General features: G+C 35.3%; 7 protein-coding genes. All 7 read right to left on the reverse strand.

The genetic code is table 11. From position 1 onward, the window contains the following. Positions 1-17: 17 nt before the first annotated feature. The 7 genes from M666_RS19620 to M666_RS19650 all read right to left on the reverse strand — a co-directional run bounded on the left by M666_RS19620 (position 18) and on the right by M666_RS19650 (position 15,044). A complete protein-coding gene (locus M666_RS19620) occupies positions 18-896 on the reverse strand; it encodes an inositol oxygenase family protein (RefSeq protein WP_029445519.1) in 879 nt (292 codons plus the stop codon). A gap of 143 nt (positions 897-1,039) precedes the next feature. Next, positions 1,040-5,074: a hybrid sensor histidine kinase/response regulator transcription factor gene (locus tag M666_RS19625; RefSeq protein WP_029445518.1), complete on the reverse strand. Its 4,035-nt coding sequence runs from the start codon at positions 5,072-5,074 to the stop codon at positions 1,040-1,042. A gap of 67 nt (positions 5,075-5,141) precedes the next feature. Then, positions 5,142-6,992, reverse strand: coding sequence for a metallophosphoesterase family protein (locus M666_RS19630; RefSeq protein WP_052206698.1), 1,851 nt, complete (start codon positions 6,990-6,992; stop codon positions 5,142-5,144). Positions 6,993-6,997: 5 nt separating this feature from the next. Continuing rightward, positions 6,998-9,964: a glycosyl hydrolase 115 family protein gene (locus M666_RS19635; protein ID WP_158400261.1), complete on the reverse strand. Its 2,967-nt coding sequence runs from the start codon at positions 9,962-9,964 to the stop codon at positions 6,998-7,000. Positions 9,965-9,968: 4 nt separating this feature from the next. Beyond that, positions 9,969-11,039, reverse strand: coding sequence for a phosphatidylinositol-specific phospholipase C1-like protein (locus M666_RS19640; protein WP_082007938.1), 1,071 nt, complete (start codon positions 11,037-11,039; stop codon positions 9,969-9,971). Continuing rightward, entirely contained in the window at positions 11,039-13,618 is a 2,580-nt protein-coding gene (locus tag M666_RS19645; RefSeq protein WP_226989935.1) for a glycoside hydrolase family 3 protein, read from the reverse strand. The genes M666_RS19640 and M666_RS19645 overlap by 1 nt, the downstream gene beginning before the upstream one ends. 7 nt (positions 13,619-13,625) lie before the next feature. Next, positions 13,626-15,044: an alpha-L-fucosidase gene (locus M666_RS19650; RefSeq protein WP_029445513.1), complete on the reverse strand. Its 1,419-nt coding sequence runs from the start codon at positions 15,042-15,044 to the stop codon at positions 13,626-13,628. Between the last annotated feature and the right edge of the window lie 6 nt (positions 15,045-15,050).

Below are 15,050 nucleotides of genomic sequence, written 5' to 3' on the forward strand. Positions count from 1 at the left end.
ATTTAAAATAACACAACTTAAAAACTCAACTTTTCAGGGATATATTTTGCGACTAATTCCTTATAATACGGTAATAATTCTTTCGCATTTGGTGGTACTGGTGCTTTTGAATATAAATCATAAGGGTTAAACTTTTTTACCCATTCAAATAATTCAACATCCTTATCTGTCATTAAATGTAGGTAATCATTTTCTCTATGTTGCGAGTAAAATGAATGGTACCGTATCATATATAGCGCAGGTTCTGGTAAATAATCTTTCATGATTTGATATAAATATTCATCATGACCCCAGCTCATTTTAACCTTATCTAAGCCACAGTTTGGTTCGTAAACACCATATTTAGTATTGTAACGTTCATCTGTAGCATCCGGATTAGCTGCGAAAAAATCTGGATATACAATTTTGTCAGAGAAAGCACAGCCCACAGGAAAAGTATCTCCTACCACTGCCCATTGTGGTTCTCCAAAAAGACATAAAATTTTACCTAAATCATGAATAAAGCCAGTAAGTACAAACCAGTCTGGATGACCATCTGCTCTAATAGCCTCTGAAGTCTGTAAAAGGTGTTGTAATTGATCTAGATCTATATCTGGATCACTATCATCTACCAATGTATTTAAAAAGTCTACAGCTTCCCAAATAGACATTTCTTTTCTATCAAACTTTAAAAATTCTTTTTCCTTCTCACAAACAAAATCATAGGTCTGGTATTGATGGTTAATTCTATAGAATTCCTTTACGGTATCTAAGCGTTCTGAATCTACATAATTTCTGAACTCTTCTTTTTCCTTTACAGTTTCTACAGGATCAGGATAACGTTCTAATAAGTTATCTTCCCAATCATCAATGTTATCCATTGGATTTTTATGATTGCTATTCAATGATTCTTCCATTACGATCTTTAGTTTTAAATGTTGAGTCTATGTAATTAAAACCATAATTACACTAGGCAATTTAAAATATAAATACTGTAGACCAATGGACTAAAACACCAAAAACATGGATTTTTAGGAAAGACATTAAAATATAAGATCCTCTATTTTAACAACTTACTCGGCGGAAAACCAAATTGCTTTTTAAAACAACGGCTAAAATACAATGGATCATTAAAACCTATTAAATCTGTAACCTCAGAGACATTGTACTTTTTAGTTTTTAATAATTGTGCAGATTTCTTTAAGCGGATGGTTCTTATAAATTCATTAGGTGCTAAATCTGTTAGCTCCTTAATTTTTCGGTATAATTTAGAAGAACTCATTCCTAATTCTTGACATAGATACGTAGTCGTCAAATCTGCCTTATCTAAATTCTCTTCAATTAAGGTAGTAATTTGTTCCATCAAAGCCTTATCTATTGGAGAGTGCGTAAGCAAGCCTACTTCACTTTCTACCTCATCCGAAAACTTAGATTTTAATTCTAAGCGTGTTTTGATGATGTTTACGATAACAGATTTTAGTAACGAGGGGTCAAATGGTTTTACCAAATAAGCATCGGCGCCTACATCATAGCCTTTTACCTTGTCTTCATTCTCAGATAAAGCCGTTAAGAGTACTACTGGAATATGACTTATAAATTCATCGTTCTTCAATTCATTACAAAATTCTAGTCCGCCCATAATCGGCATCATAACATCTGCAACACAAAGCATAGGCTTTATTTTTCTGCAAATCTTCAAGCCCTCTTCGCCATTTTCTGCTTCATACACCTTGTAATAATCAGAGAGATAATCTATTAGGTATTTCCTTAATTCCGTATTATCTTCTATAACCAGAATTTTCTCTTTGATCTCTGTATTGGTCGTAATTTTCTTCTGGGGAACGAATGGCATAGCCTCTTCTTCCGCAATATTAGAAACAAACTCAAAAACTTCTTTTTTAGAATAACTCTTTCTTCCTACTGGAATCTCAAAAGTAAATATACTCCCTTGATTAGATTCACTAGAAACCCTTATGGTTCCTTTATGTAATTCTACAAGAGATTTTACTAAGGATAAACCAATACCGGAACCTGTATTGTTTTCTTTACTATTTGTGGCTTGATAAAACCTCGTAAAAATTTTCTCCTGACTTTTTAAAGGGATTCCGATACCATCATCACTCACTTCTATAACCAGGACTTCGCTAGCCTCTCCTTTAAGTCTAATAAAAACATCTACATGCCCATATTTATTGGTGAATTTTATCGCATTAGATAATAAATTGTATAATATTTTATCATACTTATCTCTATCTATCCAACCAAAAAGAGTTTCGTGCTCACTATTAAAATTCAGCTCTATATTTTTATTATACGCAAACTCTTTAAAAGAATCAAAAGTGTTTTTTGTGTATAGGAGGATGTCCGTTTTAGAAACTTTCAGCTTTAATTCTCCTGTTTGTGCTTTTCTAAAATCGAGCACTTGGTTCACTAAATTTAAGAGTCTACTCGCATTTTGATGAATAAGATTAAACCTGCTTTTTTGATAATCACTACTATTCTCATTTGCCTCTTCTAGCAATTGTTTTGCCGGGCCTAAAATTAGCGTTAAAGGTGTTCTTAGTTCATGCGAGATATTGGTAAAAAAACGGAGCTTCTCATTATTCAATTTTACATCACGCTCTCTATTTACTTTTTCCGTGACTAATTCTTGTTTTAATCGAAGTCTATTTTTCATATCTCTTCTAATTAAATAACCTATACTAATTAGAAGTACGAAAACTAAAAGTAATGCTTGGTAGGTGAGCCAAAAAGGCGGTTCTATTTTAATAAGGTAAGACACTTCATCACTCCAAAAACCATCACTATTGCTAGATTTTATTTTAAAAACATAATCGCCAGGAAATAAATTGGTGTACTGTACGGTCCTTGAATTACTCGTGGTCGCAATCCAATTCTCATCAAAACCTTCTAACATGTACTCAAACTTATTTAGCTTTTCATTCGCATAAGAAGGTGCCGAAAATTGGAGTGAAAAGTTTCTGTTTTTATAATTTAAAGTAATATTCTTACTATCATTTATATCTTTTTCTAAGGGAGTTTGATCATTAATTTCTGTTCCAGGATATACTACTTCATTTTGGATTTTAAACTCTGTAATTACCGGTTCTGGAGCTATTTGATTTTCTCTAATGGTATATGGTGAGAAATAAATAATTCCGTTTTTACCTCCTAAATAAATATTAGAATTCCCAAAATTATAAAAACCGCTAGAACTAAATACATCTAATCGATTACCACTATTCACATTATAAATATTATAGTTTTTTAAATCAGATTTTAGTCTTGCAACACTATTATTATTCATGTTTAACCATAGATCACCATTGGCGTCGGTGAGCATATCGGTTATCCATTTTCCTTCAAGTTCTTTTGGGCTCCTGAGTGCTTTAAAATTATCTGTTTTAGGCTGGTACCAACTTATACCCTGTCTTGTCGCTGCCCATAGCCTTCCTTCCTTATCAAACATGATATCACTGACATTATCATGTGGCAGGCTTTCCTCATCCGTAGCTGATGTCTTGTAGTATGTAAACGAATTTAAATTTCGGTTGTATTTAACCACACCGGTCTCTGTCGCAAACCAGATGTATTCATCTGCCTGTTTTACAATCTCATTAATTTGATACCCTTTCAACAAGACATTGGTACCTGCTTGTTTTTCTAAGGTTTTGGTATTAAAAACGACGGCCCCTTCTCCAAAAGAACCTACTAATAATTGATTATCTCCTAAATTTTCAAAAGCAAAAATAGGTGATTGCTCAAAGCCCACATTGACAACTGTAGAGGTGTTCTTTTTATAATCATATACCAATAGTTTACCGTTCCATAAGCCACAATAAAACACTTCGCCATCTAAAGAATAAATACTGGCAATATCTTTTTGATTGTTATACAACGGGATAAAGCTATCCTCTTCTGAAATGAACAACCCGTTATGCCGCGTGGCTACAATAACCTTCGCATCATATGTTTTATTAAACCCGCGAATTCTAGGAACCTGATTATTAATATGCAATGAAATATCCTTATTGATATTAAATTGATTTTCATACGGGTCATATTTATCTAGGCCGTCTTCTGTTCCTATCCATAAAACTCCGGAGGCATCAAAGTACAAAGCAGAAACTAAATTATCTACTAAAGAATTATCATCTGGCAAGACGGAATAATACCATTTGAAAGCCCCTTTGCTAATATCTTCTAATTGATTGCAAACAATTACACCACCTAAGGTTCCTAACCAATACTTACCATCTGGCGCTTGTATTACCGATAAAAAATAAGGCCCCAAACTGTCTCTAATCTCTAGGTCATCAATCTCAAGATTTACGAACTCATTAGCCGCACTGTTTAATTTATAAAGGCCTTCTCGTGTTCCTATAAAAATATCAGATTTAGCATCCTCATAAATAAAATTTAAGTACGGGTTTTTTTCAATAGAATTGGGAATAGCAAGGGTATAGGTTACGGTTTGGTAAATTTCTCCCTGTGCGTTTAATGTAATCTTTGCAACGCCACCCGTATCATAACTCCCTATCCAGATATAGCCCTTTTTGTCTTCGAAAATTTCTTTTACATAATTGAAATTAGCAATTTCAATTTTCTTAAAACTACCGTCATCAACATTAAAAATATATAAGCCTTTGGTTTTTGTTCCAACCCAAACCCGCTTGAACTTATCTACGTATACAGATCTTATTTCTGCATCTGGTAAGCTATTCGGATCATTCTTATCTGGGAGGTATGTTGTAAAGGCCTGAGTATCGGTTTTAAATAATGTTAATCCGTTTCTAGTCCCAATCCATAAATTATGGGCGTCTTCATCTAGAACTAATGCCGTTATATCATCATTGTATATCTTATTGTTTCCTGTAGAGGTACTCAAGTAAGATTTAAACTCGTAGCCATCAAATCTATTAAGGCCAGAGAAGGTTCCTAGCCAAAGAAAACCATATTTATCTTGGACAATATGGCGTACGGAGTTATGCGATAATCCGCTGTCATCGTTATAATGTTCAAATTTTATATTCTGCGCTGTACTGCACAAAACCGAAAATAGTGCAAAGAATGTTATCGCAACAATGTTTCGCATAGATTGATTTTAATACTTGAGTTGAGTGATGTCTAAATTTACAAAAGCTAAATGAAACAAGCCTTTACTATTTAGGTACTATTCTGGTAATTTTGTTAGACTTTAGATCTATAGTAAAATGATCTGAAGGTTCTCCTTTCCTCGTTTTTACAAAAATTTGAGCCCAAAGTTGGTATGCTGTGCTTTTAGATTTCTTAAACTCCTGACAGACAATCGCATACTGTTTTAAACGATCAGGACTAATATCCCCTAAGGCTAGCTCATCTGCGCTCCTTAATTTATAAAAATCGTAAATCATATCACATCCGGACCAAGAGTTAAATTCTTCAAGGCGTATGTTTTGCGCTTCTAATTGCAACTTGATACGTTCAAGATCATTAGAATTCTCTACTAACAGTTCTTTTCCTGACTTATTCAGCATGGCTTCTGAAAATTCAACAGGCCAATCGTCTGGTAAAAATCGTAATCGCACTAATTCTTTCAAATGCCACTTTGTAAAATCCCTATAATTTTTAGTCGTCAATATATCTTTATCCCAAACCCCTGTTGCTCCTGATTCTTTTAAATAGGCATATTCTTGCTCATATAATGGGAACAAACTGTTGAATTTTTCAGCTGACGTGATAACCACCGTTTCTACTTCAAACTGGGATGTAGACTTAATGGTTAAGATTTTATAGGCAGGAGCATAAGCTGCTAAAGAGGGTGTTTGTATATTGAACAAAGTATTGTCTTGATCACTTGTTCTCACCCCCGTATCGTTAATATGCATATGGCCACCAAAGTGAATTTGTAGACCGGCATCTGCAAAAGTTTGTGCCACTTCTTCCTTTGGAACACGGTGTAGTTGCATTTTAGTAGCACCAAAAAGTTGTTTAAGTTCATAAGAAGCATCATCATTAAAATCTACCATAGGATAATGGCTGAAGGCAATTAAGACTTTCCCTTTTTGCTTTGCTAGTGCCGCTACCTTTTTAACCCAAGAGATTAAATGAGACTTTTGCAAAAGCACATTATTATACCCGATACTCGCGCCTGAAAAATCTTTTGGGTTTGTAGATGCTTCTGTTAATTCTTTATTTGGGACATATACGTTGGCATCTATGGCCAACAGCCAAACACCCTCAGTAGGTTCTACTAAATAACTAGCATCAGGATGTACATTATAAGCATCAATAGGGTATGTTCTTTGTTGTAAAACTGATGCCGATTTTGCTTTATCAAAACTATAATCTTCATAGGCATAGGTAGCAAATGGGGTCTCCCAATACACATATTCTTTCTGTGGGTAAAACCCAAAAGAAGACATTTCATTCAAAATATCCTCATAGCCCCATTTTTTAATTTCTGAGGTGATAATTGGTGTTAGTTCTCCCGCTACAGGTTCCTTTAAATTAGTAACAGCGCTAGTAATTATTTGTTCCCTACCTCCTATTCCTAAAAAATCTGATTTACCCGCTTCTTGGGTAAATGGTTTTACAGGATCATGATTCCCGGTTGTTGCAAAGAAGAACATTCCATGCTTTTTAGTATAGGTATCCAATATTTTACGCAGCCCTTTTACATGAACAGGTTGCCCGTCATCACTAAAATCTCCAGGTAAGGCAACATATTTAATTCCTCTAGCAGCGATATCCTCTAAAGCTTCTATAAATGCAAAGTAGTTTTCGTTGAATATTCTGGTGGACTTTAATTGTGCATTCATCGTCCTGATATTCACAAAGGTTTCCGTATTTGGAATGTTAATCCCTTGATAGTCGGCATCTTCAAAATGTGCATAAATATCTTGAAAATGCGCATCTGCTATAAAAGCAATCTGAACATTCTCGACACTTTTTCCAACAGTCTTATCTGCACAAGAAAGTATTGAAAATAGTAAGACTACTAGACTACTCCGCCCTATTATTTTTAATAACAAACTATTTATTTTTTGGCTGTTTCTTTCGGAAACGCATAGCTCTTTTTCCATCCTCCTAAATCTATCAACACTTGATCTATTAGTACTCCAGGGTCTACCATCCATATTTTCAAGGTATGTTTCCCTGCTTTATTTACTATTTGCTTAGTAGATTTTACGGATGCATTTTTAAGTACATTCTCTTTCCATTCATCACTGCGTCCTATGGTCTGAAAATCTACTAAAACCGGTGATGCATCATCTATAGCAACAGCACAACGTACGCCAATCCCAGCATGTGGCGCATGGGTGGGCACTGCTTGTAAATTTACAGCTACTTCTCCAAAGTTAAAAGTATAAAAGTCATATTCTAAAACAGGGCTATTTGCCTTAATGGCCTCTAAAGTTACATTTGGCGTTGCATTTCTAGGCAAAGCCGTAATTACCTTGTTCGTATAACCAATACCCTCAAACAACTGCCAATCTGCTTCATTACCTGCTTGTTTTCGCGTGTAATTCTCCGCATTTATGGATACATACCCTTTGTCTTCTACAAAACCTTTGTAGTTTTCTAAAGCATCAAATTCAGGATTATAAACTGAAACTCCTATCGTTGTTGTTTTTCCTTCCGATCTAAAATCTATAGCACTATTTACTTTAAAACTTGGTGGAATCAATTGAAAATCATGACCTAGAGGAGCTTCTTTTTTGTTCTCTCCTTTTGGCACTTTAGTCCAATCGATACTTACCCAAATACGTTTTTCTAGATGTTCGGAATGTAAGGTCCCTTTATCTTCTGATAATTTTATCCAATCTACCTTTGGTATCGCTACCCAATCTACTTCCCCCTCACCTTCTACAAAGACATCAATAAAATAAGTGCTATTCGTATAGCTATTAAATACAGGCAAAACATCTGCATAACTGTTTATGATCTCATCATTAACTTCCATCTGATACCCTTCTAAAGCCAAGCCTAATTTTACTTTTTGATCTGTTTGCACAGTTGATGTTGCAGGTTGCGCAAAAACAGGTAAAAATCTAGGGGCCATGGTCATGATATGATTCCACTTTCCGTTTTGAAGTTTTGTATTGTAATACGTCGTTTCTTTTTCTATACGATGGTAGGCTTCTTTTGACAAAGCTCCAAAAGCATTGGCACTCTGCCTGCCTTGCTTTGCTGTAAATTTATTTTTAAAACTATACAGCCATTTCTGGTTTAGTTTTGATGCTCCAATGATAGGATAATACACGAGTTGATAAAAAGCATCTTTTCTATGATCAGCTATATCTGCATATAAACTTTCTGTCCTTTCAATAATAGTTTCATAGCTCTTAATACGTTCTGAAACCTCATCGCCATAATGGTACTGCGTTAATTCTGTTTCCCCTTCTTTTGTCACAGGTTCTACCTGACTCCAAGCCATAAATTCTGGGCGCCTGATGTAGGCTAGGCGGTTATTTTCGAATAACACCTCGGTAATTTCAGCGGCCGTTTCTTTTCCGAATTCACGTGCTGCCCAACTTTGCATATGTGTTTTCACGGAAGCACTCTTTTCAAAGTTATCCATATCCCAAGCCATGTCTAAAAATAGCTCCATATTATATTCGTGAGGTTTAATATCGCCACAATTCAAAATCCAAATATCACGCGATTGAAACTCATAAGCTTTAGACATTTCTTCCCACATTAAAACAGGGTTGGTAGAATTCAGCCATAAATAATCATGTGGTCTTCCCCAATATGAAGTATGGTAATATACTCCTGCCCCACCCGGTCTTCTTTGTTCTTTTGGAGTGCTTAATTGACGCATATATCCGTAATTATCATCCGTCCATACCAGCGTAATATCCTCTGGTAATTTTAATCCGCTTTGGTAATAATTTAATACTTCTTTATAAGGTACAAATGCCTGTGGAATAGCTGTTGGATTCTTTTTAGTTTCCTTTTTTAATATGGCCCGTTGATCTGTAATGACACGCTCTAATAAATGAACCTGTGCATCTGTATCATCCTCACCAACAATCATAGGCGAATCATGTTCCCCACGCATTCCCGTAGTGTAAATACCTTCTAATTTTGCTGTTTCTTTTACTCTTTTCGTAAATAGATTTTTAATAGTTTCTGAATTAGTATCATACCGATACTCGCCCATTTTATCATGTTTCCATTCTGTATTAATGTTACTCAACATAGGCTCTGCATGTGATGTGCCTATCACTATGGCATAATCATCTGCCACAAATTTATTCTCAGGATACGAATAAAATGGTTTTGTACTCGAATGCATGGCAGGCCAAATAGTATTGGCTCTTAATCGCAATAACAATTCAAAAACTTTAGCATACGTTTTAGGACCTATATCCCCTGTTTCTGGTTCAAAATTTAAAGCTGCCCAACGTTGTAAGCCCCAATCTTCATCATTTAAGAATACCCCTCTATATTTTACAGACGGACTTTTAGACACCGTATTATGAATACTAACAGAAAGTACGTCTTTCTTTTCTGGTGTTACATCTGCCCACCATTCCCAAGGAGATACTCCTATTTTTCTAGACAATTCTAAAATCCCATAAGCGGTACCTCTACGGTCGCTACCTACAATGACTAAAGCTTTATCTATGCCTTTACTTGGGTTTTCAATACTATGAATTGCATAACGTTCCCATTGATTTTGAAGCTCAGAAACGTCTAGCTTCCCCGAGGCAATCAATTTATCTATCATGGTATTTTTACCGATAGTCCCCGCAATGATAGCTGAAGAAGTTAACTGAGCTTTAGAACCTACTACTGGCTTTTTCCCGGTTACTTTTAAAACATCATTTGCAAAAATAGTTGCTGCAATAGAGACTACTTTTGCATCTTTTTTATCGATTAGTATAGTTACAGTGTTGCTTTCATCAACAATTGAGAATTCTGCCTTCTTAATCTCTTGCGCCATTACAACAGCCCCCTGAAAACAAACCAATAGTACTCCTAGATATTTAAACATACTTTTATTTTTTAATTCTTTCATAGGTACCGTCTTCAAAAATCACTTTATACTCAGAAGTAAATAAGGTAGACGGCACATAATAATCTGTAGAAATTACTTGTGCTCCAGAAGCCTCTGCCATTTTAAATTTCTTGTAATTGTTCGTACGTGCTTCTTTTGTGGCCGCATCTGCTCGCGTGCGTACCATATACCCTTTGGCTACTAATGTTTTAATATATTCAAAATCTTTAACGGGGTTATTTACTATTCTAAAGGCTGCTTCAGGGTTGCCTTCCTTACTGTTTACAAAAAGGACTCTTCCTTTTAAAGATTGGTGATCTACTAAATAGTCATTAATTCTCTCCTCCTTTTCATCCAAAACAAATAAGAACTTGCCTCTTAGATTCTTTAGTTTAGGCCAACCAACCGTTAAAATAGCTTCTTCTAAGGTTTTAAAATCACCACGAACAAAATCTGGAGTGATCAATTTATCCAAAGGAAAAACACTTCTAATTTCTAGGTCTAAACTATCTAAGGCATTTTTACCAAAAACTAAAGGCGTTCTTGTTTGCGGAACCTTTTGGTCTTTTGTATTCATTAAAATAACAATTGGTGTATGCTCTGGATGTTTATCAGACCATTTTTTTAAAGATTGGAGTCCGTCTTTAAAGAGTAAATCATGACTTCTAAAATCAATATCTTGTACATGAAACATTTTAAGCCCTGGTACTTTTAATTTTTCTTCCACATCAAAAGCCAAAGACTCTTTTCCTAGAGACCTTATGATTTCTAATCCTTTTGGATATGAAAAGTGCCCCCCTAGTGGATCATGAAAAACATCTAGTTCTAAATTCCTCAGTCCTAAATCTAATTGTTGTTCTAATGATATATGTCCGTATTGTAACCCTTCTATTTTTTCAGGTTCAAGGCTATACAAATAATCATACAAAGGCTTTTCTATCGCTATTTTATAAGAGTTATGGCTGCCTATAACTTGAATATCATTCAGCCTAACTATGTTACTCTTACACCCGATTAGGGTGAAAACCAAAAGTGCTAAAACACTACGAACGTATGAGATCGAGAAATTCATTATTTGATTGCTTTTGTTTTTTGTACCCTAATATCCTTAGAAGAAGCTCCGATCATAAATTCATAATCACCTTCTTCAAAAGTCCACTTTTTTGTTTTTTCATCCCAGAATTCAAGCTCCTTTTTAGAAACATCAAAGGTGATTGTTTTAGAGGCCCCTACCTCCAAAGATTCTCTTTTGAAGCCTATCAATTTTTTAAGAGGTCTTTTCTCTGAAGGATGTATCGCTTTAAAATATAACTGCACAACTTCATCCCCTTTATACTTTCCAATATTTTTTACAGTTGTTGTTACTGTAATTTTATCAGCCTTTGATTTTACCTTGAGCTTATCATACTCAAATTTTGTGTAGCTCAATCCGTATCCAAAAGGATACAAGACATCACCTTCAAAATACATATAAGTTCTTCCATTAGACACTTCATAATCATCCATATCTGGCAAGTCTGTTACCGATTTGTAAAAGGTAAAAGGCAATCTACCCGCGGGGTTATAATCACCAAATAACACATCCGCAATGGCAGTACCACCAGCTTCTCCTGGATACCATGCGTCTACTATTGCTGGTACATGTTCATCCATCCAATTTATAGCCAGAGAACTCCCTGCTACTAAAACCACGATGATATTTTTATTTTCGGCATAAATCTCTTTTAGGTAGTTCACTTGATCTTCCGGTAATTCTAAATCTGTTCTATCCCTACCTTCTTTTTCAATAGACTTGTTAATCCCCATAACAGCAATGACGTAATCACTAGCGCTAGCAACCTCTTTATCTTCTTTATACAAATCATCGGTTAAGGTTGGTACTTCCCATAACAATTGGCAAATAGCATCGCCCCCGTTATCAAAATATTCTAATTTGATGGCATATTTTTTTCCCGCCTCCATCGGTATTTCTACTTGATCTGTAGTCATTCCTCGATTGTGCCATTCATCAACAACAAGCTCCTCATTCAACCACATTCTTACGCCGTCATCAGAATTAACTCCAATCTTATACGTCCCTGAAAAGTTAGGCGTAATATAACCTGTCCAACGCATAGACTTATGTCTAAAATTTGTGTAAGGATCTGGTGGGTTGTTTACAGGATCAAAATTAACAACCTTATCTACTCTTGTTTGCGGAGTTCCTTCTAAGAATTTATCATCAAAATATTCTCCATACAAGCCAGTCTCCTCATTATGGTCATTTCGTAAATTTTCAGCCTCAATAAGGTTTAAATTTCTAGCTGCTGTTTTCCATTTTACATACGTAATATCTGCGCTACTACCTACTTTTGCTTTAATACCCTCTAAAGGCGATACTGGTTTTACTACCGAGAGACCACTATAATCTCCAAAAACAACTTGATTTGCATTGAAACCAACTACGGCTATTTTTTTCTTTTCTGATAAATCTAAAGGTAATATGCTATTCTGATTTTTAAGCAGTACTATAGATTGTCTTGAAGTTTCTAATGCTAAATTTTGATGTTCCTCTGAACCTATAACATCTGGAGAAATTTTAGTGTACGGATTCCCTTCCGTGCTATCAAAAATTCCTAATTTAAAACGTGCCGTTAAAATTCTCGTGATTGCTTTATCTATACTTTCTTTAGGTACTAAACCCTTATTATAGGCTGTAAGTAAATGTTTCGCATAAATATCATCACCACATTCTAAATCTAAACCACCCTCTAGTGCTACTTTTGCTGCTTGTTCTTTTGTAGATACATATTTGTGTGATTTTTCAATGTACGTCGGCGCACCACAATCGCTCACCACATACCCCTCAAAACCCCATTCCTCTCTTAATACCGTATTTAACAACCAACTATTCGCGGTGCTAGGTACTCCGTTAATGGCATTATAAGCACTCATAATAGATTGTGCATTCGCCTCTTGTACTGTTGCTTTGTAGGCCGGGAAATAGTATTCTCGTAATGACTTTTCAGATATTTTAGCGTTATACGCAAACCTGTTATCTTCTTGGTTGTTAGCTACAAAATGCTTTGGTGTAGAAACCACCTTTAAATACTTTGCATCATCACCTTGCAAACCTTTTACAAAAGACACTCCTATTCTACTGGTTAAATAAGGATCTTCACCATAAGTTTCTGGTGTTCTCCCCCAACGTGGATCTCTTGCCATATTGATCGTTGGCGACCAAAATGTAAGCAAATCACTATAGACATTTTTTTGATCTTTACCTTGGTTGTAGAAGTTCCATTTACCTCTAGCTTCATCAGAAATGGCCGTAGATACCTCATAAATTAAATCAGGGTTCCAAGTCGCTGCTAATGCAATAGCCTGTGGAAAAACCGTAAAGCGCCCTCCTTTAACCACACCATGCAATGCTTCATTACCATGGTAATATTTTTCTACATCTAACCTTGAAATTGCTTCGGCTGTAGAAACCATCATAGAAATTTTTTCTTCGATAGTTAAGCGCGCTACTAAATCATGTACTCTGGTCTCAAGAGGCAACTCTTGATTTTGAAACGTGTATTTTTCCTGTGAAAAAACTAGGACAGGAAGGAGTATTAAAGCAACTATGAAACTCTTTTTTACGATCATTCTAAAACTAAAATTATGCATTCGTTTTTTATTTTAACTCAATTCTAAAACCAGAAATAGGAATAACTTGATTACTAGTCACAGGCATTTTTATGGTAAGACCCTTTTTGGTTTGCTTCCATTTTACATTGTTTGAACTGTTTAGTGGTGCCACCGATTTTATTTTAGCTCCGTTTTTTGTCGCCAATGCTGCAATGGTTACTTCCGCGGTAGTGGTACTGCATACGTAGGCATAGATAAAGTTATTCTTTGTTGTGAATATTACTTCTGGAAAAATATCTTTAGAAGTACCATCATGCAAATTATCTTTCATGGTATCTTCTTCCTGAGAAGCATTAGTTTCCTCAACGCTTTCAACAACTTCTGTAAGTCGTTCACTTTGTACGCTCCATGGTTTAGAGCCATAGATGCCTTCAGCATTCTGTTTGATCCAAGAACCCATTTCAGTTAATCGTTCTTGCGCTAAATCTGTAATTTCTCCTTTGGCAGTTGGACCGTTATTCAATAATAAATTTCCTCCTTTACTTACAATTTCAAGAAGTTGTCTGGTCATTAACTCTGAAGATTTATAAACGGTATCATACTCAATATATCCCCAGTTTTTCCCCATGGTAATACACGCTTCCCAAGGTTCTACTTCCAAGCCATCAACAATTTCTTGCTCGGTCACTTTATAATCTCCAAAACCATGTTTAATACGACTGTTTATAATACAATGAGGTTGTAAATCAAGTATTAACGCTCGCAATTCTTTGCTTTCTTCAGAACTAATCAATTCTGGAGTATCAAACCACATAACATCAATTTTTCCATATTGCGTAAGTAATTCTTTTACCTGTGGTTTCACTTTTCGCTCAAAATACCGACTAAACACTTTTATATCTTCATCTGGAAAATCTACCAAATTACTACGTCCACCTTTATGCGGCCAATTTGTTGCTACATCAGGGTCTTCCCAATCACGACCTAAAGAGTAATAAAACCCAAATTTCATGTCTTGCTTATGGCAAGCGGCCACCAATTCTTTCATAGGATCTTTGGCGTAGGGTGTTCTACTTTTTATATTATAATCGTTTGATGGAGAATCAAACATTGCAAAGCCATCATGGTGTTTAGAGGTGATGATGATATATTTCATGCCTGCCTCCTTTGCGGTAAGCACCCATTTTTCTGCATTGAAATTAGTGGGGTTAAAATCATCTGCAATGGTAGCATATTCTTTTAGCGCTATTTTTTCATGAATCATGAAATGCTCATTTCCTTTTGCTACATGTCCATCCCAATATCCAGCAGTTAGCGAGTATAAACCCCAATGCATAAACATACCAAATTTGGCATCTTTCCACCAGTCCATTTTATCGGATGATTGGGCTAAGGCACTACTCATAAAAATAATTACAAAACCTAAACTCAAATAAAAATTTCTACCACAAACATCGTTCTTCATTGGTCT

It is taken from the genome of Cellulophaga baltica 18 (assembly GCF_000468615.2).
GTDB classification, from domain to species: Bacteria; Bacteroidota; Bacteroidia; order Flavobacteriales; family Flavobacteriaceae; genus Cellulophaga; species Cellulophaga baltica.

Excerpts from the sequence above, each read along its gene's own strand:
- M666_RS19635 (WP_158400261.1), bottom strand. The coding sequence starts at position 9,964 with ATGTTTAAATATCTAGGAGTACTATTGGTTTGTTTTCAGGGGGCTGTT.
- M666_RS19625 (WP_029445518.1), bottom strand. The coding sequence starts at position 5,074 with ATGCGAAACATTGTTGCGATAACATTCTTTGCACTATTTTCGGTTTTG.
- M666_RS19645 (WP_226989935.1), bottom strand. The coding sequence starts at position 13,618 with ATGCATAATTTTAGTTTTAGAATGATCGTAAAAAAGAGTTTCATAGTT.
- M666_RS19650 (WP_029445513.1), bottom strand. The coding sequence starts at position 15,044 with ATGAAGAACGATGTTTGTGGTAGAAATTTTTATTTGAGTTTAGGTTTT.
- M666_RS19620 (WP_029445519.1), bottom strand. The coding sequence starts at position 896 with ATGGAAGAATCATTGAATAGCAATCATAAAAATCCAATGGATAACATT.
- M666_RS19640 (WP_082007938.1), bottom strand. The coding sequence starts at position 11,039 with ATGAATTTCTCGATCTCATACGTTCGTAGTGTTTTAGCACTTTTGGTT.